At 44.9% G+C, this 19,935-nt stretch carries 23 protein-coding genes and 1 tRNA gene; 23 read left to right on the forward strand and 1 reads right to left on the reverse strand.

Annotated features, from left to right (window positions below; translation table 11 throughout):
- Window positions 1-209: 209 nt before the first annotated feature.
- From ACXAF9_RS09705 to ACXAF9_RS09785, 17 genes are all read left to right on the forward strand, one after another.
- Window positions 210-1,325 carry an ATP-binding protein gene (locus ACXAF9_RS09705; RefSeq protein WP_475073418.1) on the forward strand — a complete coding sequence of 372 codons (1,116 nt, stop codon included), beginning with the start codon at window positions 210-212 and terminating at the stop codon, window positions 1,323-1,325.
- Entirely contained in the window at window positions 1,309-2,049 is a 741-nt protein-coding gene (locus tag ACXAF9_RS09710) for a hypothetical protein (protein WP_475073420.1), read from the forward strand. Before ACXAF9_RS09705 ends, ACXAF9_RS09710 begins: the two co-directional genes overlap by 17 nt.
- Window positions 2,050-2,125: 76 nt before the next feature.
- A complete protein-coding gene (locus tag ACXAF9_RS09715) occupies window positions 2,126-2,581 on the forward strand; it encodes a hypothetical protein (protein WP_475073422.1) in 456 nt (151 codons plus the stop codon).
- Window positions 2,582-2,699: 118 nt separating this feature from the next.
- Entirely contained in the window at window positions 2,700-3,620 is a 921-nt protein-coding gene (locus ACXAF9_RS09720) for a hypothetical protein (RefSeq protein ID WP_475073424.1), read from the forward strand.
- Entirely contained in the window at window positions 3,617-4,060 is a 444-nt protein-coding gene (locus tag ACXAF9_RS09725) for a hypothetical protein (protein ID WP_475073427.1), read from the forward strand. The genes ACXAF9_RS09720 and ACXAF9_RS09725 overlap by 4 nt, the downstream gene beginning before the upstream one ends.
- A complete protein-coding gene (locus ACXAF9_RS09730; protein ID WP_475073431.1) occupies window positions 4,057-6,114 on the forward strand; it encodes an ATP-binding protein in 2,058 nt (685 codons plus the stop codon). Before ACXAF9_RS09725 ends, ACXAF9_RS09730 begins: the two co-directional genes overlap by 4 nt.
- Window positions 6,115-6,196: 82 nt before the next feature.
- Window positions 6,197-6,613 (forward strand): hypothetical protein, encoded by a 417-nt coding sequence (locus ACXAF9_RS09735; protein ID WP_475073433.1) that lies wholly within the window; start codon window positions 6,197-6,199, stop codon window positions 6,611-6,613.
- Between the two features lie 317 nt (window positions 6,614-6,930).
- Complete coding sequence (locus tag ACXAF9_RS09740; protein WP_475073435.1) at window positions 6,931-8,019, forward strand: FAD-dependent oxidoreductase; 1,089 nt, start codon at window positions 6,931-6,933, stop codon at window positions 8,017-8,019.
- Between the two features lie 180 nt (window positions 8,020-8,199).
- Window positions 8,200-8,598: a hypothetical protein gene (locus ACXAF9_RS09745; RefSeq protein ID WP_475073437.1), complete on the forward strand. Its 399-nt coding sequence runs from the start codon at window positions 8,200-8,202 to the stop codon at window positions 8,596-8,598.
- Window positions 8,599-8,754: 156 nt separating this feature from the next.
- Window positions 8,755-9,114 (forward strand): hypothetical protein, encoded by a 360-nt coding sequence (locus ACXAF9_RS09750; protein WP_475073439.1) that lies wholly within the window; start codon window positions 8,755-8,757, stop codon window positions 9,112-9,114.
- 137 nt (window positions 9,115-9,251) lie between these two features.
- Window positions 9,252-9,327, forward strand: a tRNA-Ala gene (locus ACXAF9_RS09755).
- Window positions 9,328-9,432: 105 nt separating this feature from the next.
- Window positions 9,433-9,930 (forward strand): hypothetical protein, encoded by a 498-nt coding sequence (locus ACXAF9_RS09760; RefSeq protein WP_475073441.1) that lies wholly within the window; start codon window positions 9,433-9,435, stop codon window positions 9,928-9,930.
- Window positions 9,927-10,556 carry a TIGR02117 family protein gene (locus ACXAF9_RS09765; RefSeq protein ID WP_475073443.1) on the forward strand — a complete coding sequence of 210 codons (630 nt, stop codon included), beginning with the start codon at window positions 9,927-9,929 and terminating at the stop codon, window positions 10,554-10,556. Before ACXAF9_RS09760 ends, ACXAF9_RS09765 begins: the two co-directional genes overlap by 4 nt.
- Before the next feature lie 74 nt (window positions 10,557-10,630).
- Window positions 10,631-11,341: a polymorphic toxin type 44 domain-containing protein gene (locus ACXAF9_RS09770; protein WP_475073445.1), complete on the forward strand. Its 711-nt coding sequence runs from the start codon at window positions 10,631-10,633 to the stop codon at window positions 11,339-11,341.
- 4 nt (window positions 11,342-11,345) lie between these two features.
- Window positions 11,346-11,747, forward strand: a complete 402-nt coding sequence (locus tag ACXAF9_RS09775; RefSeq protein ID WP_475073447.1) for a hypothetical protein — start codon at window positions 11,346-11,348, stop codon at window positions 11,745-11,747.
- Window positions 11,748-11,763: 16 nt separating this feature from the next.
- Entirely contained in the window at window positions 11,764-12,177 is a 414-nt protein-coding gene (locus ACXAF9_RS09780) for a hypothetical protein (protein WP_475073448.1), read from the forward strand.
- Entirely contained in the window at window positions 12,137-12,565 is a 429-nt protein-coding gene (locus ACXAF9_RS09785) for a hypothetical protein (RefSeq protein WP_475073450.1), read from the forward strand. The genes ACXAF9_RS09780 and ACXAF9_RS09785 overlap by 41 nt, the downstream gene beginning before the upstream one ends.
- A gap of 50 nt (window positions 12,566-12,615) precedes the next feature.
- On the opposite strand, the gene ACXAF9_RS09790 is transcribed toward ACXAF9_RS09785, so the two are convergent.
- Window positions 12,616-14,808: an OsmC domain/YcaO domain-containing protein gene (locus ACXAF9_RS09790; RefSeq protein ID WP_475073452.1), complete on the reverse strand. Its 2,193-nt coding sequence runs from the start codon at window positions 14,806-14,808 to the stop codon at window positions 12,616-12,618.
- Between the two features lie 190 nt (window positions 14,809-14,998).
- On the opposite strand from ACXAF9_RS09790, the gene ACXAF9_RS09795 reads away from it, so the two are divergent.
- The 6 genes from ACXAF9_RS09795 to ACXAF9_RS09820 all read left to right on the forward strand — a co-directional run bounded on the left by ACXAF9_RS09795 (window position 14,999) and on the right by ACXAF9_RS09820 (window position 19,927).
- Window positions 14,999-15,568, forward strand: a complete 570-nt coding sequence (locus tag ACXAF9_RS09795; RefSeq protein WP_475073455.1) for a 1-acyl-sn-glycerol-3-phosphate acyltransferase — start codon at window positions 14,999-15,001, stop codon at window positions 15,566-15,568.
- 26 nt (window positions 15,569-15,594) lie between these two features.
- The gene (locus ACXAF9_RS09800; RefSeq protein WP_475073457.1) at window positions 15,595-16,209 is read left to right on the forward strand and encodes a DUF6436 domain-containing protein; all 615 of its coding nucleotides are present in this window, start codon (window positions 15,595-15,597) and stop codon (window positions 16,207-16,209) included.
- Window positions 16,210-16,371: 162 nt separating this feature from the next.
- Window positions 16,372-17,367 (forward strand): AAA family ATPase, encoded by a 996-nt coding sequence (locus tag ACXAF9_RS09805; protein WP_475073459.1) that lies wholly within the window; start codon window positions 16,372-16,374, stop codon window positions 17,365-17,367.
- A gap of 10 nt (window positions 17,368-17,377) precedes the next feature.
- Window positions 17,378-18,445 carry a DUF58 domain-containing protein gene (locus tag ACXAF9_RS09810; RefSeq protein ID WP_475073461.1) on the forward strand — a complete coding sequence of 356 codons (1,068 nt, stop codon included), beginning with the start codon at window positions 17,378-17,380 and terminating at the stop codon, window positions 18,443-18,445.
- Window positions 18,442-18,942, forward strand: coding sequence for a DUF4381 domain-containing protein (locus ACXAF9_RS09815; RefSeq protein ID WP_475073463.1), 501 nt, complete (start codon window positions 18,442-18,444; stop codon window positions 18,940-18,942). Before ACXAF9_RS09810 ends, ACXAF9_RS09815 begins: the two co-directional genes overlap by 4 nt.
- Entirely contained in the window at window positions 18,935-19,927 is a 993-nt protein-coding gene (locus tag ACXAF9_RS09820) for a vWA domain-containing protein (protein WP_475073467.1), read from the forward strand. Before ACXAF9_RS09815 ends, ACXAF9_RS09820 begins: the two co-directional genes overlap by 8 nt.
- Window positions 19,928-19,935 lie beyond the last annotated feature (8 nt).

Genomic DNA, 19,935 nt, shown 5'->3' on the forward strand with positions numbered 1-19,935 from the left:
GACGAGGCTAACTTTAAGGAAAGCAGCCTCATGAGAGCGCTCGTGCGGCGATATAAAATGTGTTTGAATACATCAAAGCGAGCCTGAAAAACGGTTTTTAGGCGTTAAAGAATATGAAAGAGGACTGTGGGATGGAGTGTTATCGTGTTAAAAGTCTAATCCGACAGTCTCGTTAGATTTCCACAAGGTAGAGAGTTCGAGAGGTATGAGTGAATAGTTTAAAGCTAGTATCACTTCAAATTGATGATACTCACATCCATTTTAAAGATGGCCCAAATTATATCGTCGGTAATAATAATTCAGGAAAGACTACCGTATTTAATTGTATTAGATATGCGCTAGGGTTGACTAAGTCTATTGTGCATAAACACATAAGCCAAATTGAGCTTGAGGTTTGCATTAATGGATTTGACATTGGTTTTAGAAGGGAGGTTGGCAGTACGTATCTTTCCGTTTGGCACAAAGGGGAATCTTATAAGTACCGTGCATTATCAAAAGAGCTAGATGGATTTCTAAGAGAAGCGCTTTCACCTACCTATATATACGAGAGCGATACTGAATCGATTTTCTCGTTGCTTAATTTTTGTTTTTTATCTGAAGAAAGATCGGCTAACAGACGCCAGCAATGGGAATCTATAAATTCAATATGCGGTGTAAATGTATCTCTGCTGAGTTCCGTTGAAAAGGATATAAACGCATTAAAAAAAGAAGTGTCAAAAAATAAAGAGCTTGAAATAATTGTCGATGAATTTTCTAGGTCAATTGCAGTTAGCCTGAAAGAGAGCGCAAAGATCGCAGATTTGGATAGCACAATCGAATCAACAAAAGAACGATTTTTTGATGAGTTCAGAAAGAAAGAAGATTTGCTGACTAATGCCACTTCAAAATTCAAGGAAATAAAGGAGCGATCGGATTTAGAACTAAGTTCTAAGATCGCTGAAATAGAGGATGTGTTTTTTAGCCTTAATCATTCTGTGGGATTTGAAAGGAGCTTTTTTGATGGTTTGGAGTTGTTTGTTAAAGGCCGAAGTAAAACCATGTCCTATGGAGAGGAGACCTTTTCAAGGTTTATACTAGTTCTTGCTGTTGCAAAAGTCGCCCAGGAAGGCGGTTACAATTTCCCTCAGCTAATTATCAATGACAGCTACCTATCGCTTGATCTTGATAATAGGTCGTATCGAAGATCTCTCATTATTCTTGATAATCTGATGTCCATGAACAAAGGTCTTCAATATATCGAGTTCACCTACAAAGATGAGGTTCCAAGTGAGCATGTAGTTCTGAATCTAAATGCGCAGGGGGGGCTGCATGTCTTCGGCAGTTAATCAAATGGGTTGGGGCGAAAGAATATCTTTAGGTGTATCTATATTGAGTTTGCTAGTTGCGTTCATTGGTCTAACTCTTAGTGATAGCGTATCAAAAATAAGTAATAAGGCAGATATAGTTGCATCTAATGACATGATCAAGCTGAATTCACTCATTAATCAGAATGGCTATATTGAGACGCTTAATCTCAAAAATCGAGGGAGGTCTGCATCTAAGAACGTTAAGCTTATTGTCGAGTTCTCTGTAGAAATCCCAAAATTCGAACTGGCCAGTGATGAAGACATAGGTAAGGTAGAAGTTAAAGGGCGCAGACTAAACATTCCTCTTGAAAGGCTGTCGAGAAATTCGAATCTGAAAATAACAATGTTTTCGGGTTCACCAATTTCATACGACATAAATTACATAGACGATAGTGGTAACCATAAGATTACGATGTACGGCGAAGCAGCTCAGAGAAACATGCTGGATATAATCTTGATACTTGTAATCATAATCTCTTTGCTGGCTATTGTATGGATTTACAGAAGAGCTTCAGAGAGCGCTTTGATGGCCACGCTGGAGGCTCACCAAAGCGAAATACAAGTAAAGCTTCGAGAAGTTCGAGATGAAATAGGCAATATTGAAGTTGTTGTAAACGAACCAAATAGTTCATCTACAGCCGAGTTAAACGAAAATGATAAAGGTATCGGGCAAAGATTGGCAGACTTTATCACCAAAATCTAACAAGCGGCTGCTAGGGACGTGATAAAGCTAGGCTTGAAAAGCAGCCAATCTTCACCACGCCCCAGAGCCGAGCGTTATGAGTAAGAGTATTTATTCCATGAGTCACAAGGGAAAAACAGCGTTAGTGTTGGCTGCTGCAATATCAATAGCCACAGCAATTGCTCACCTTTCATGCATTTTGCTTGGGCCGGCATGCTTTGAAGCTCAAATGGCGCCGCCTGAAATCGTAGAGTCTGCTGTTAATGGTACTATGTTATCTCCCATTGCTACTCTTATAATTTCTGGGCTTTTTGTTTGTTGCGGTATTTTTGCTTTATCAGGTGCAGGCATTATAAAAAAGTTGCCATATGTTGGTGCTGTTTTATTTCTAATTGCTGTTTTATGTATAGTGCGTGGTGTAGGCACCATACCTTTGTCATTTTTATTTCCAGAAATGGTAAGTACCTTTAGTATGTCGGCAGGCTTTATTTGGTTTTTATCAGGGTTGTTATTTGGTTACGGTTACTTATATGTTCGCAATAAAAACTCATAACAAGCACATTAAAAATCGCCCTCAAAAAACGTGGGCTGGACTCGCTATCGCTCGCCTTTTATGTGGGCGTTATGGCAGGCCACAGGGTAGAAAGCACAATGGACTTTGGAATTAATAAATGATCCAGACTAAGTACGGAACTTTTGACGGGGATTCATGGGAAGATCTCTGTCAACTGGTTTTCAAATCAAAGTATAAAGATCAACAGTACCAAGAAATGGTTGCATCCCCTGGTGATTTCGGGATCGAAGGGTTTACGAAACTAGACGGCGTGGCATTTCAGTGTTATTGCCCAGATACCCATTACACTCAAAGAGAATTGTTCGTAAAGCAGAGAGACAAAGTAACTAAGGACCTTGAGAAGCTTCGAACCTATGAAAATGAAATTTCTCGTCGAATGGGTAATACGAAAATTAGGGAGTGGGTTTTCGTTACTCCGCTAATCACAGACAATAAATTGCTGAGTCACGCGCAAACGAAGCAAGAAGAGGTTGTCACATGGGGGCTTTCCATTATAGCCCCTGAATTCAAAGTTATTCTTCAAGACGCTGATTATTTTGCTACGGAAATTGGCGCAATACAAACAGCGAAAGGGAAAAAAATTACTCTTTTTTCGGCATTAGAATTGGAAAGCCAAGCAGAAGAAAAAGATGTCTCAGAATATGAGAAAAATATTAGCAAGAAGAATAAAGTTCGATGTACATTCAATGGAGTTTTAGATGAAGAAAAGCATCTAAAATTGAATCTCATAACATCAAATAAATGGCTAAAAAGTGACCCGCTCCTAAAAGAAATAGAGAAAAACGCTTCGGAAATCTACTTTCATGTGTTGAGAGCAATAAATCAGTACGAAAGTGAAGTAGAAGAGTTGTGTATAACTTGGCGCGGGGATGCTGAAGAATTGATATCTAAGGTTAGAGACGAATTAGCCCAAAGATTGGGCGAGGCAACCCCTACTTTAGGAGAGGCAGAGATATATCGGATAGCAGATCAAATGACGTCAAAGTGGATTGCATTGTGTCCGTTGGGTATTGAATGATGAGTAAACTTACATTTCACAGAAAGCCTATGCCGCTTATGGCTGAGCATAGGCCTATCTATAAAATCACTCAACTACTACTGGTGCTAAATCTCTCATCACGAGGAAAGAAGTCTAGCCTAATTCGACTACATTTATTCAGCTGGGTTTTGAAAGATGAGAGAAGAAAGAAAATGTTGTTTGAGTCGGCTAACCAAAACCAAATTTTATTTGGGGTATGGGGGGTTGATCCAGCAGTCAATGTATCACTTCAGTATGCTGAAGCTGAAGGGCTGATTAGTAAATCTGGACTTTCATATAAGTTAACGCAAGATGGTGCCAAATACGTTTCAGAAATTGGTATCGAGATGGCTTTCAAAGATGATTACATTTTTCTTCAGACTTTAGGTTCGAAAATAACTGAAGGTATGGTTGAAAATATTATTAGGGAATGGGAATGATTGGTTTGCAGCTAGAGAGATTTAGAATAGTTCTCAATACGACTGGCGGTAAATACGGATTTGAATGTGAATTTAAATCGGGATTAAATATTATACGCGGCAATAATTCCTCTGGTAAAAGCACATTGGTTAATTCTCTTATCTATTCCCTTGGCATGGAGGAAGTTCTTGGTGGGAAAGGTGAAAAGACCTTGCCATATGCATTGAAGGAATATGTTGAAAGTGAAAATAAGGATAAGATAAAGATAGTATCATCTTATGTTTATTTACAGATCTCAAACAAAAATAGTGATGTTGTAACTTTAAAAAGAGCTATTAACTCTACTGATAAGGATACAAAATTAATCGAAGTGATACATGGGAGTTATCTTTCAGGAGAAGACCGAGAATTTGAAATATCTCCAAAGTATTTGCACGATAAAGGCTCAGCACAGAACGCTGAATCGGGTTACTTTACATTCCTTGAAGATTTCGTAGGTTTAAGTCTTCCGTTCGTTCCTGGTTCCAATGGTGGTGAAGTAAAACTCTATATTCAAACTATTTTTTCTGCTCTCCTAATTGAGCAAAAGAGAGGGTGGACTGATTATATAGCTAATACCCCCTATTACGCTATCCGTGATGTGAGAACAAAAATCGTTGAATTTATTCTGGGGTTGGATGTTTTCGAAAACGAAAGACTCAAATCAAATTTGACGTCAGACCTAGCTGATATTCAATCAAAATGGTCGGAGGAGAAGGTTAAAATTGGATTGCTGGAAGAGGATCACTCTATCAACGTGATAGGTATTAAGCGCACAGCAGACGATATGTTTGACCCACAACTAGTGAGAATTATGAAGCAAGTTGGAGATTCCAACTTTGTTCTAAGTGATTACATTGTTGAATTGGTAAGAAAAATTGAGGCTATTGACGAGGCTGAGAATAAAACAAGAGAAGATGTTTCTATCGATTTAATAGAGGCATATGAGAGTTCAAAAGCAGAGCTAAACCAGTTAGTTTCTATGCTTGATTCCGCTAATGCGGAGATTCGGCTTTCCAAATCAAGGCTGACTGAGTATTTATCACTTAGATCAGAAATAGAAAAAGATTTAGAAAAAAATAAAATTGCTAAGAAACTCAAGAAGTTTGGTGCAGAGAGTGGTTTAAGCCTTGCGCTTGATAGTTGTCCAGCTTGTCATCAACACGTAGATGATGCCTTGTTTTTAGCAGATACCCTTATACAACCGATGAGTATTAACGAAAATGTGAAGTACCTCGAGAACCAAAAAAAGATGGTATCTAGGTATATTCTAGGGTTAGAAAAAACAATTACAAAGTTAGAGTCTCAAGCGCGCGAATACTCAGAAAATGTTTCTGATAAGCGTGCAGTATGCTTGAGTTTTAAGAAGCAGGTACGATTGTCTGGTAATGCAGAAGAAGCTGATTTAAGAGTTAAACTACAACTTGAGCTTAAAGTAGAAAACCTCTTAAAAGCGGAAAAGGTCGTAAATAGTTCGGTCGATAAGTTAGTGAATTTCAGCAATGAGTTTCGGAATGTTAAGGCCAAGTTAGCAGGTTTGCCGGACCGAAAGTCATCTATTGAAGATGTCAAAAAGTATAATAAATTTCAGAGCTATTTCCGAAACTATGCAAGTTTTTTTGGCTATAAGAGTGCGCCGACTTCAGATATAGAAATAAATAGAGACACATTATTTCCATATTTGGCGGGGCTGGAGTTGAGAGAAGTAAATACAGATATAAAATCTGATTCTTCAGCAAGTGACTTTGTAAGACTTATCTGGGCTTACTTACTAGCAGTATATTCGGCTTCAGATGAGTTGGGTGGGAATCACCCTGGATTAGTACTTTTGGATGAACCAGGCCAGCATTCGATGGGAGTCACAAGTGTAAATGCGCTTTTGACGACTATCTCTAAACAGCGAAATATCCAAGGTATTGTGGCTGCATCTTTTGATGAGAGTGATGAAGTATTTGATGAGTCTGTGCACGGAGTAAATCATCACTTAATAGAGTGCGGCTACAAGCTTTTGAAACCTGTAATTCAGATGCCATAACAAACGGCAGCACGGCGACCTCCGTTACGCAGCTTCGCCGCTTCACTCCGGCGCGCGTGCCGGGCGTTAGCTGAACATAAATATGAACATCGAAGAATTATCAGAAAAGTTATATGAAGATCTAAATGGTCGAATCACTGCCGTTGATTTTTCGGATGATTTGGTAATCGATTTTCAGTGTGATGACTGGCAGGACTATTACACTACCCGATTTTTTAAGATTACGTGTCACGGAGTAAAAGAAAGTGATGTGCAGCCGTCAGTATCGGGTGAAGTTGAGTTTACCGAATCTCACCAATTACTATGGAATCACAATGAGCCTCATGGGTATCTTTATTATTCCTCTGAGCCAGAAAATAGGTACGAAATATTGGGTCGTGTTTGGGAGGCTCATGAAAAGCTATTTGGTGGTTGGCGTCCCCTTACTGATTTTGCCAATACATATAACGCGGGCCAGTTCATAGAGTTCTGTAAAGGTTCCAATGGGCAACTAGCTTAGGGACCCAAGCCTCTCATGGAGCTCTATCAAAATGCAATAGGTGCCCACATTAAAACTAACTATGTTCCCTCGTATAATCCTGAGGGAGGGTGCAAGGCATTGGTGTTTGACACTTGCTTTGTCATATGTAGATCCGTAGATGTTGCCGAGACCAGCAGCTAACAAGTGACTGTGGTGTTGGTCAATAGTTTCAAACTGCTTTCTCACGCCATAGTTCTTTTTAATCATGGTACTTAGGATGACGATCATTTTTCGCATACACCAGAGGTGTTTGAGGCGATATACTTGAAAAGAATCGATCAACATGAAGTGTTCAGATGAAGGAGTCGTCTCTTCGAATCTTAGTTGTGGGTGCGGGTGCTAGCGGACTGTCTTTTGCACTTCAATGCGCGTTCTGTGGGATGGAGGTCCGAATAGTTGATAAACGACCGTCGAGATCGATGATCGAAAAAGCAACGGGTGTTGCTGCGGGGGTATGGAGTCAGCTGGAAAAGTTTGGCATCTCGCCCAACAGTGTGGCAACGGCTATCCCTATGCGGAATTTTGCCTTTTATGATGATGGGGCTTTGGTCGCAAATGTTCCGGTGCCAGAAATTGATGGTGACCCCCCTGCACACCTATTTCCGCAGGGGGAGTTGGAACTACACCTTGAAAAGGTGCTCTTGTCGAAAGGGATAGCTGTCGAATACGGCACTGAATTTGTTTCTTTCGAAGAAACAGAATCCGAGGTTGATGTCAGGTTAAAAAACACTTCCAAGGCGGAAGAGAGCGTTAATTCATTTGATTGGTTGATTGGTGCTGATGGCGCTCACAGCAAAGTGCGTGAAGCGGCTGAAATGCCGTTGCTGGGGCGAAGCTATCCGGAGCAATGGTCTGTTGCAGAGGTAACTACAAATCAGTGGCCTTCTGCGGCACAGGCACAATTGTATCTTCAGTCGAACGGCGAGGGTTTATTCCTGTCGCAGCCAAAAGCTGGCGTCGTGCAAGGTATTCTCAATGCCGAAAATGCTGCGAAGCGACTTCGCGCACATTTTAAGGATGCCGAAGTTCGCTACGAACGTCACTTCAAAGTTGCTCTGAAGCGAGTCTCAACACCGAGAAAGGGCCGAATCTGGTTAATTGGTGATGCAGCGCATGTGCAGTCGCCGGTGGGTGGTCAAGGGCTCAATCTTGCCATCTGGGACGGAATTACTTTGGCAGAGGGCTTGGTGGCCGGAAATATGAACGTAGAGAGCATCCTTGCGGCGCGTGCGAAAAGAGTCCTGCTTTTTACGGACTTCGACTATCGAATGTTGGCCACAAAGAGTAGGTTCATTCGCTATTTAAGAAATCAATATTGGTCGCATGCTGCTAAGCATCCGGGTCTGGCACGATGGTTTTTCAAAATTATATCCGGTGTTTGGTAATGAATGTTAGCCGAAGATTTGGCGGAAAATTATGGTAAATGGCTCATGACTCAATCCTTCCTATACTCTATGTGGGCTATGAGCTTCAGTTGCACAGCTATGCTTAACAGGTCGAGGCAACCACTACATTCGGTTTAGCATAGTTTTAGTTAAAGGCATTATCTAAATAAGGAGAGTTTAGTGCAAAGAATGAAATTTTCTTTGATTGCTAGTTCAGTTCTTTTGTGGCTATCGATCATTGTTTTTCCTAATCAATTTTTGTTTTCGAAGATAGTTCCAAACTCATTCTGGACAGAGTACTTCCCTTTACCCTTTGGAGCAGGTTGGTTTATCACTTTCATCATTTTACTTCCAGTTGCTTGGTTTGGTAACTCGTTTGTTTCTTCTATAAAAAACTCCACATTGTGTGTGCTTTTTTCAGTTGTTTTTGCTGTGCCAATAGCGCTGTTTTTAATAGGTGATACGCTATCGATCAATAACCTATTAAATCAGTATGTGTGGGTGTTTATAACTTGTTTTCCACCGTTAATTCTGCACATCGTATTGCGTTTTTTGTTTGGTCTATATGTAGGAAAATAGTTTTAATTAAATGTCTTGGCTGTTGAATGGAGTTGATGTTTTGTATTTTTATTAGTTTTCGCTAGTGTCATTTATCACGATATTTTTTCAATAATATTGCTATCTCATGTAAGTAGCATGTTAGCTATTCTAAGGACGCTCAGGTAAAACTCCCCAATGCTAAAGAAATTATTCACACTTACTGGTTTATTTATCCCTTTAGGCTACCTATCTATGGGCGCGTTGAGTTTTTTTAAGCCTGAAATGGGCTATTTAATGATGCCAATCTACGCTTTAGTGGGTATTTTTCTTATCTATTGGGCTTTTGGAGAAAAACTAAACAATAAATACATGGCCTTAGTCGGTGTTGTGGCGTCTTTCTCTTTCTTAGGGTTCTTTACCTATGTTCTATCTAATTACACTTTGTTCAGTTTAAAAGAACGGTTGTTTTTACTGGGTATGATGTGTGTCGCTGCCTTGGTGTTATCCATCGTTATCGTTTGTATCGCTCGGTTTGTTCAGCGTAAGAGGGTATGAGCAGGGCTTACTGAATGAAAAACATCCAACAACACCTTGATCCGCCTAACAAAAATTAAAAAAAGCGTTGACAGCCAAGCGGATTCTTAAGATGATATGCGCCGTCTTCAGGTACATCCCAGTACCGACTTTGTGTTGGGGCCTTAGCTCAGCTGGGAGAGCGCAACGCTGGCAGCGTTGAGGTCGGGGGTTCGATCCCCCCAGGCTCCACCAAATCTCTTTATTTTAATCTTTCTTTATTAAATCATCCGATTCCTATTGAATGTTCAGTTTGTGATAACGGTTATTGAATCAATACGTTTTCAAGGATGATGCACGATGCCATTTACTCCCGTTCATATGGGCCCCGGAATACTCGTTAAGGCGCTGATGCAAGGCAGCTTTAGCTTGATGGTCTTTGGTTGGGCTCAGATTGTGATGGATATACAACCCTTGTTTGTGATGATCACAGGGGAGGGGCACTTACACGGCTTCTCACACACGTATGTAGGCGCTTGCTTGTTGGCGGTCTTTTCAGCGGTGACGGGCAAATACCTATCACAACTGGGTTTGTTCTTAATCGGCCTTAATAAAGGTTGGAAAGTGAACATCCGTTGGTGGGTTGCGGTGCTTTCTGCGTTTATCGGCACCTTCAGCCATGTATTGCTCGATAGCATCATGCATGCCGATGTTCAGCCCTTATTCCCAATTACGTTGGATAACGACTTGCTGGGCCTTGTGTCCGTCTCAACCCTGCACAAAATCTGTTTATACAGTGGGCTCATTGGCGCTGTTTTGTATTTCTTGATTTCAGACTGGGTAATGCGTCCATCATGAAAGCGGTGCTTCTTGGTTTTTTAGTTCTTGTCAGCGCGTTGAGCGGCTGTGCTACCTACCCTAAAGCGGTGGAGCCCGCCGAAGTGCTTCAGGATTCATCGTTAACCGTTCAAGTCGCCAGTCATGGTTGGCATACCGGCATCATTCTTCCTGTGGAGCTTGTGTACTCAAAAATTCCCGAGCTTGAGGATCGGTTCATTGGGGCGCATTTCCTTGAAATAGGCTGGGGCGATGCGGGCTTTTATCAAGCGAACGAGATCACCTCTGGCATTACGTTTAGGGCCATCTTTTTACCGACCGATTCTGTAGTGCATGTGGTCGGCTTAGATGTACCTGCGCATCGTTACTTTACGGGCAGCCTTGTGAAAAACGTTGATATCAACCAAGCCAACCTTGAATCCTTGCTCAGTTTTATTTCAAACAGTTTCGAGCGGGATGCAGAGGGCAGCGTGATTGAGTTGCGTAAAGGTATCTACGGTGACAGCCAGTTCTATGCAGGGGAGGGCAGCTATTATGCGCTAAACACCTGCAACAAATGGACGGCCAAAGCCCTTTACAGTGCAGGCGTTGACTTATCGCCACTCTTTAAACTAACGGCATCCAGTGTAATGAGGGAGCTGGATTAACTCATTGAGCTTAAAGCGTGTGCAAAGTATCATCACCCATCGCGGATTTTACGTTTAATACAAGGATTGTATTTATGAATATTTGCCCCACCCCAAATGGATTACCGATCACCAGTAACCCAAACTCAGCTCTATATCTGGACGAATTGACTCCCATCGCTGAATACATGAGTCGCGAAATCAACCTTAACCTAAGAAGTAAAGAGGTTAGGGCGATGAAGCGTCTGAACAACTATCCAGCCTATTACCGCGCAAACAAAGACAAAATGGTTGAGCTGCTTGGTGGATGGGCAGATAGCCGTCTAATGGAGTTCCATGTAGATCATTTAGTCAATTATGAAGCTAAAGCTGCCGCAATGGCGATCTGGACAAAGATGGTAGCGCAAGACAGCACTTGGGATCATAAGCCTGTTATTAAAACCTGTTTTCATCCTAGAGATCCAGTAGGTCAGGATTATCATGCGTGGAAGGATCGAAGGTATTTTCTTGATATCTGGTCGAATATTCATTACGGGTATATCGGTAGTGCTGCTGGGTTCAGTGAGGCCGTTTTGCTTGATGGCGCAGGCCTAGAGCAAATAGGTAGTGATGCTTTACGAAACGTTTTCTTTAAAAAGAAAGTAGAGGTATCAACAGGAAAGTTACGCGACTATGATGATGAGAATGATAGGTTCAGTATTGAACTGGGTATATTCCTTTATAGTAAATTCCCGACTGGCGTCACTAGGGATCAGCTTCTGAATTATATACTATCTGGTAAAATTAAATTTAAATCTGCGAAATAGTCTGATGCTAAAGTTTATTTTGATGGTGCCACTTCTGGTTTCCCTATTTTTTGCCTGTAATTATGTTTACAAAGCATTCATACCACATAGCATAATTGAGGTTAAGTATATCGCAGATGATGAATCGAAACCTTTGAGGCATGTCTCTGTGACTTTGGGTGGGGAGAAGTCAAGTTTTTTTGATATTAGTCCCAATCAAGTCAAAAGTATACGGATGTATCCTGATAAAAATATTTTGCTTGTCTTTGCGACAGATATATATAGTAAAGGTGGTGGCATTACGGATTCACTATACAGCGAAGAAAATGAATTTAGAGGCGACGATATAAAGGTTCGACTTAATGTTGATGATAAGGGTTTGATTAGCTCGCATAAAATATGCAGGCTGCCTTGTTCATTTGATTAGTATTTTGCGGTGCTGAGTGAGATTTTTTTCGATAATTAAACCTACAGTGATTTTATTGGTCGTTGTTTCTCTAGTACTGGCCTATGCTTTTTTTAATGAAGATGTATCAATCGTTGAAATTGAGTATATTTCTCAATCCGAGGCTGAATCGTTAGCCTATGTTGAAGTCATTCTAGGTGATGATAAAGCTAAGGTTGTCGATATTGCTCCGAATGAAGTCAAGTCGGTCCGTATGAAGCCCTCACAGGACTCGCTACCCATTTTAAGTGGGTCTATATATCTCAATGCTGAGACGGATACACGAACATCCGCTTGGATGGGAGAGGATGTTTACCCTAGGGGTACCCATATTAGAGTGAGAGCCTTGATAAATGAAAAAGGGGAGTTTGTTGAAGAGAAAAGCTGCAAGCTCCCTTGCTCTTTGGATTAAAATAATTTTTGTTGCTTTGGTTGTGCTTTTAGATTGTTTTGCTTTTATTTTTTGGCCTGGTAGTAGCATTCTTGAGGTGGAATTTAAAGCCGATAATAGTGCAGATCCGTTAGGCTATGTAGAGGTGATTCTTGGTGATGATAAGGCTGCAATAGCAAAGGTCAAACCGAATGAAATTGATACTGTACGTCTGTATCATGATGAAAAAGTACAAATGTCCTTTAGCTTAGGTGTTTATCGATCGCTAGAACTTTTTAAAATTACAGATGAATATTTCAGTCAGGAACTATTACCTGAATTTTCTAATGTCCGAATCAGGGCCGTTATTGATGATCAAGGAAAAATAGTTTCCACTAGATTTTGTAAGATCCCCTGTTCTTTTGATTAAACTAAAAAGCCCAGCATCGCCGGGCCTTTCTTAAGCTCAAATAATGCCTTTTATCCAGCCAAACCGGCTTTTTTCGCTCTAAAGGCGTGAAGCTTCTTATAACTCTCGATCAGTTTTAAGTGGCGATCCAGCCCTTCAAGCTGCATGCTGGTCGGTGTTAAGCCATAAAACTTAACCTCGCCATTGACCGAGCCCACCACGTTTTCCATCACCTCTTCACCAAACATACGGGTCATGTTGGGGAGGTAATCTTCAAGTTCCAGCTCGTCATCCAGCGCGATATCCAACACGGCATTCACGGCTTGGTAGAACAGACCGCGCTCAACGGTATTGTTGTTGTAGCTTAGAAACTCCGAGACTTGCTCTTTCGCTTCTTCATGCATCTGGAGTGCTAGGAACAGCAAGAGTTTTAACTCGCCTACATCCAGCTGACCCCATGGGGTGTTTTCGTCAAACTCGATGCCGATCAGGGTACGAACGTCGGTATAGTTATCCAGCTCGCTCTCTTCTAAACGCTCCAGCAGGTCAGTCAACGCCTCGTCATCGAGTGAGTGGATATTGAGGATATCTTCACGGAAGTAGAGCGCCTTGTTGGTGTTATCCCAGATCAAATCTTCGGCTGGGTACACTTCGGAATAACCCGGCACCAGGATGCGACACGCCGAAGCACCTAAATCATCAAACACGGCCATGTAAACCTCTTTACCGAGGTCTTCCAATATAGCCATCAAGCGATCGCGCTCTTGCTCTGTGGTGCCCGAGAAATCCCACTCGCAGAACGCGTATTCCGCTTTAGAGCTAAAGAACTTCCACGAGATCACACCGGTCGAGTCGATAAAGTGCTCTACAAAGTTATTAGGTTCGGATACCGCCAGCGAGTTAAACGTCGGGGCCGGAACATCGTTCAAGCCTTCAAAGCTTCGGCCTTGCAAAAGCTCGGTTAAGCTTCGCTCAAGTGCGACTTCAAAGCTTGGGTGCGCACCAAAAGAGGCAAACACACCGCCGGTGCGCGGGTTCATTAACGTGACACACATCACCGGGAACTGGCCGCCAAGCGAGGCATCCTTAACCACTACAGGGAAACCGTTTTCTTCAAGCCCTTGAATACCCGCCAAGATGCTTGGGTATTTTTCCAGCACAGACATCGGTACATCGGGTAGGACAATCTCATCTTCGATGATTTGACGCTTTACCGCGCGCTCAAAAATCTCGGATAAGCACTGCACCATCGCCTCAGGCAAGGTGTTGCCCGCGCTCATGCCGTTACTTAAAAAGAGGTTCTCGATCAGGTTAGAGGGGAAGTACACCGTCTCTTGATCGGACTGGCGCACATAAGGGATCGCACAGATACCGCGATCCACATTTCCAGAGTTCGTATCCACCAAGTTGCTTGCGCACAGTTCTTGCTCAGGGTCGAAGATCTCTAAACAGTAATCATCCAACAGCCCATCGGGAATGGAATCATCGTCGGTTAGCGCAAACCACTTCTCAGTTGGGTAGTGAACAAACTCGGCGTTGGCGATCTCCTCACCAAAATACTGATCGTTGTAAAAGAAGTTGCAGCTGGCGCGTTCGATAAACTCGCCAAGTGCGGAGCACAGTGCGCTCTCTTTGCTGGCGCCTTTGCCGTTGGTAAAGCACATGTGCGAGGCTGCATCACGGATGTGCAACGACCATACGTTAGGCACGATGTTACGCCACGAGGCGATTTCGATCTTCATGCCAAGCTCCGACAAAATCTCGGTCATGTTGGCGATGGTGTCTTCAAGCGGAAGATCTTTACCGACGATGCTGGTTTTGTGCGACGCGTCCGGCAGTTTCATCGCCATCAGCGATGCGTTTTCATCTAAATTCTCGACCGCATCGATCTTAAACTCAGGGCCTTCCTGGACGACTTTTTTCACCGTGCATCGATCGATGGAGCGCAAAATGCCGGCGCGATCTTTATCGCTGATGTACTCAGGCAGCTCGACCTGAATCTGGAAAATCTGGTTGTAGCGGTTTTCTGGGTCAACAATGTTGTTTTGCGAAAGGCGGATATCCTCGGTGGGGATGTCGCGCGCTTTGCAGTACACCTTCACAAAGTAGGCCGCACACAAGGCTGACGACGCCAGAAAGTAATCAAACGGGCTAGGGGCAGAGCCATCACCTTTGTAACGGATGGGTTGGTCGGCAACGACGGTAAAGTCGTCAAACTTGGCTTCAAGGCGAAGGTTATCTAAAAAATTTACTTTGATTTCCATGAATCGGTTTCCAGCGTCAGTGTGCGGGCCAGTTTAGCATCTTTTGCACGGCGCTTCGCCCATCCAAGGCGGGATTTGCCTGCTATCCTTACCTGTAAAAAGGGGCTCATTCGCCTTTACTGGCGTCTTGCTTTAATATGCGGCCCGACGTTCATCGTTGACCGCTTTTGTCATTGAGTAGTGATTGATCATGTTTAAACGTTTTTGTGCTTGGCTGTTTCGTTTAAAAGGTTGGAAGGTGGCTTCCGTACCGCCGGCTGGGTTGAAAAAAGGCGTGATGATTGGTGCTCCGCACACCAGCAATTGGGACTTTATCCTGATGGTGGGGGCGTGCGAGATGATGGGGATCGGTCAACCGCGTTTTACGATCAAAAAAGAATGGATGGTGATTCCATTTCGTTGGGTGCTGGGGCCGCTTGGGGCGGTGCCGATTGATCGCTCGGCGAAACGCGCTGGTGACAAGCGCCCAAGCATGGTCGATTTAATGGCCGAGCAAGTGCGCGAAGCCAACGAAATTATCCTGTTGGTCACGCCAGAAGGGACGCGCTCACGGGTGTCGCGCTGGAAAATGGGGTTTTATTACGTGGCTTTAAAAGCCGAGGTGCCGATTATGCTGAGCTACCTCGACTACGCCAAAAAGGAAGCCGGTTCCGGTGAGGTTTTCTACCCAACAGGGGATGCCGAGGCGGATCTTCGAAAAATCTGGAACTTTTACAATACAATTACCCCTAAACATCCCGATAAATTTCAACATATGTAACGGCGGCTTAGGCTTTATTCTGACTCATGACGTTAACTCCTTTTAAAAAGACCTGTTTGATTTGGGGCGCCACGGCTTTCTGGTTACTGGCCGTAGTGGGTGTGTTTTGGTACCTGACCTCGTTAAAAAACCAAGAGCAAAACCACCTGCAAGACAGGCTCTACGATGCATCGGTCTTGATGAACGACTCGATATTCACAACCGAAACCGTAAGCGCTAAAAAGCAGCCGGTGACCGACCCCAAAGCAACGGTGTTGCACTACTACAACCCAGACTGCCCTTGCACGCGCTATAACACCTGGCACGTTAAAGATCTGATCAAAGAGTTTACTAAGCAGGGCGTGCGTTTCGAGATTCGTGTGCCGCATGAGTCACAGATCAGAGAAGCAGAGCTGATGTTTAATCGTCCGGCGAAAGTGGCCGAGGCCGGTTCCGTCCCGATTGCCAGCCCAAGCTCCTTAGTGCTTGATGCCAACATGAACCCACAATACATTGGCCCATACAGCCCTGCGGCGACGTGTAACCTCAGTAAGGATGATTTTGTCGGTAATGTATTGAATGACCTGTTGGCCGGTGAAGTGTATCCTCGAACCCGAAATTTGGCGTTAGGGTGCATCTGCGACTGGCCATCCGATCAGTGATGGCGGGTTAAAAGCCCTTATGCAACACACTTTTAGCTCAATGGATTGAATTTAATTACGGTTTTGTAATCTATAGGTCGTCTGTTACACAGGATGTACTGCGACACGCTCGTGTAACAGCTTTTCATCATAAGTACGGATCTGTAGCTTCAGGAGATTCCGATGACTACCGAAGTTCAGGTAGAAGCGCTGCAAACGGCACTCACACAACTACATGATGCTCTGCGACACAAAGTGGTAGGGCAAGAAAAACTGATCGAACACTTATTGATTGCCCTGTTAACCGACGGGCATGTCCTGCTTGAAGGCCCGCCAGGGCTTGCGAAAACCCGAACGATACACGCGCTAAGCGATCTGCTAGAAGGCAGCTTTAAGCGGGCTCAGTTTACCCCCGATTTGCTGCCTAGTGATATCACCGGTACCGAAATTTACAACGCCCAAAAAGGGGAGTTTGAGTTTCGTAAAGGGCCGCTCTTTTGCAATCGCTTATTAGCCGATGAGATCAACCGTGCCCCAGCTAAGGTGCAGTCAGCCCTCTTAGAGGCGATGGCTGAGCACCAAGTAACGGTGGCGGGTAAAACTTATCCGTTAGCACGTAGCTTTATGGTGATGGCGACCCAAAACCCATTGGAGCAAGAGGGCACTTATCCCTTGCCAGAAGCCCAGCTCGACCGCTTTATGCTCCACATTGAGGTGGACTACCCCAATGCGGAAGAGGAAACGGCGATTCTTCGTATGGTGCGTAACGAGCACCTACAACCCAAAGCTTTGCCGGGCACCAAACAGCCGCAGCTGGTCCTATCTGATGAGCAGCTGGTGGCAGCCAAACACGCGGTGATGGATGTGTACCTATCCGATGCGTTGGAAGAGTATCTGGTCAATTTGATTCTTGCGACCCGACACCCGGGTGCGTTGGGTGGGGATTTAGACGGTGTACTGGACTTTGGCGCGAGCCCGCGCGGTACGTTGGCCTTAGATAAAGCCGCACGTGCCAAAGCGTGGATCAGCGGTCGTGACTTTGTCACGCCCGATGACATCCAAGATATGGTACCGAGTGTGCTGCGCCATCGCATTGGCATCAGTTATTTGGCCGAAGCCAAGGGCATGACCAAAGATCACATACTGGCCGAGCTAATCGCACGCGTCGCGGTGCCTTAGGAGTTCACCAATGAACCATCCCAAAGGGTTGACGCTGCCGGCTCCGGCCAAGCGTCATTGGGTGTCATTGGATGAGTTGCTGGCGCTTAGGCTCTGGCCCATGACCACCCTGAACCGATCAAAAAAGCGCACCCGTAAAGAGGGCGGCCATCAAACCCGTACCCGAGGTCGTGGGATGGAGTTTGATGATGTTAGGGAGTACCAACCGGGCGACGACATTCGCCATCTGGATTGGCGCTTAATGGCCCGTACCGGTGTGGCGCATACCAAGCTTTATCATGAAGAGCGCGAGCGTCCCGCTTTCATTTTATGTGATCAGCGACCCAGCATGGCGTTTGCGACCCGAGGCCACTTTAAATCCGTTTTAGCCGCGTATGCGGCCTCGGCGATTGCCTGGAGCGTATTTAAACAAGGGGATCGCGTAGGCGGCACCTTATTGACCCATCAAGGTGAGCAGTGGTTTAAGCCGGCCTCTGGACGTAAACCGATCTCACTCTGGCTGTCGGAATTGGCAAAAGCGCAGCAACAAGGCTTTATGCATCAATACCAAGAAGACAACGCGGCAAGTCAAAGCGTGGCAGGGCCTGCTGTGCCGCCATCAGCTTCTTCGCCTTGGCGACTGAACGACGCCTCCGACATGATCGAAGTAGAGTTTGTAAAAAACCATCATCAGGCCGCAGAAAGTGTTGAGCTTAATCACTACCTGTCCACGCTTGAGGGGCGGGTTCAAGGCGGCAGTCGAATCTATATGATCAGTGACTTTTTGGATCTGGATGAGTCCGGCATTCAACACCTGATTCGCTTATCGAAGCGATGTGATCTTTTTTTGATCAACTTATCCGACCCTCTTGAAGCTGAACTGCCAACCGGTCGCGCCTTTCGTTTTGTCGATAAACTGCGAGAGCTGATCATCAACGCAAATGAGCAGCAACGGGATCGATATCAGCATCGCTTTCAGGATCGACTCGATCAGCTCAAAGGCTTACAAGCCATCCCTGGAGTTCATGTCGAGCACTGGATGACAAATGATCATCCCCTGTTTGATATCCCCGAAACCACACAGGGGGCAGTGTCATGAATCCGACCGATCAGTCTCTGCCGCTAAAGGGGATCGCGCTCCCGCCAGAGATCAGTTGGTGGCCTTTGGCCTATGGCTGGTGGATTGTCATTGGGCTTGTCCTCATTGCGTTGATTGCCGCTTTTTTTGTCGTGCGCCATCTTGTTGAGCAGCGCCGTCATAACCCAAAGCGGGAAGCCTTAAACGCGCTTTTGGTGATAGAGCAATCATCGACCCTAACACGCCAGCAAGCTGCACTTGAGTGCAATACGCTGCTTAAACGAACGGCTTTATCTTTGTATCCGCGTGAGCAGGTGGCCTCCTTGTCGGGCAAAGCTTGGCTTGCTTTTTTGATCGCGCATACCGAAAAACCGATCGCCCAAGAGTTAGAGGCATTGATTGGCTCTCTTTATCAGGCCGATATAGAAACGCCTGTCGATCAACACGCGTTAAAGGCCTTTACCGATGTGACCCGTGCTTGGATCAGCAGTGCAAAAGAGAGGTGGCAAGGTGTTTGAATTTGCATGGCCTTGGTTGCTGTTTTTATTACCCCTGCCTTGGTTGGTGCGTTGGTTGCTGCCTTCAGCACCGGATGCCAAACAAAGCCGGATGCGCGTACCACTACTCAGTTACATGAGCCGCGCGCTGGAAGGTGAAGCGCACAGTCGTACTCATCAAGCGATGAACGTGTGGCCCATGTTATTGGTCACGCTGGCGTGGGCGTTTTTATTGGCGTCGGCAGCACGGCCCCAATGGCTGGGTGAGCCCGTCCCGCAGCCAATGGAGGGGCGGGACATCATGATGGCGGTCGACCTCTCGGAGAGTATGAAAGAGGAAGACTTTGAGTTTAAAGGCCGATACATCAACCGATTAATGGCCACCAAGGTGGTCGCTGGGGACTTTATTCAACGTCGCAAAGGGGATCAGATTGGTCTGATTCTGTTTGGCGAGGAAGCCTACCTGCAAGCTCCGTTGACTCGGGATCGTGCCACAGTGCGCCACTTTTTGGATGAGTCCCAAATTGGTTTAGCAGGACAAAGCACCGCCATTGGTGATGCGATTGGCTTGGCGGTGAAGCGCTTTGTAGCAAACGATACCGCACAGCGCATTCTGATCTTATTAACCGACGGTACCAACACTGCTGGCGCATTAGACCCGCTGGACGCGGCGCAATTGGCCGCCGAGGAGCAGGTGAAGATTTACACCATCGGGATTGGTCGTGGCGCTGACAGTTTAATGTCGATGGTGATGCGTATGCGTGGTATGCCAGAGATCGATGAGACAACCCTAAAAGCCATCGCCGAGAAAACCGGTGGTCAGTATTTTCGTGCGCATGATCTCGAGCAGTTGACAAAAATCTACGCACTGCTTGATGAGATGGAACCAGTCGCGCAAGAGGATGAGTACTTTAGGCCGGTGGTTTCTCTGTATCAGTGGCCTTTGTTGGGCGGTACTGTGTGTTTGGCCGCTTTGGCGTTGGTACGCCGACGCCTCGGCGCTTGAAAGTGAGG

It is taken from the genome of Neptunomonas sp. ABH4_499 (genome assembly GCF_056160565.1).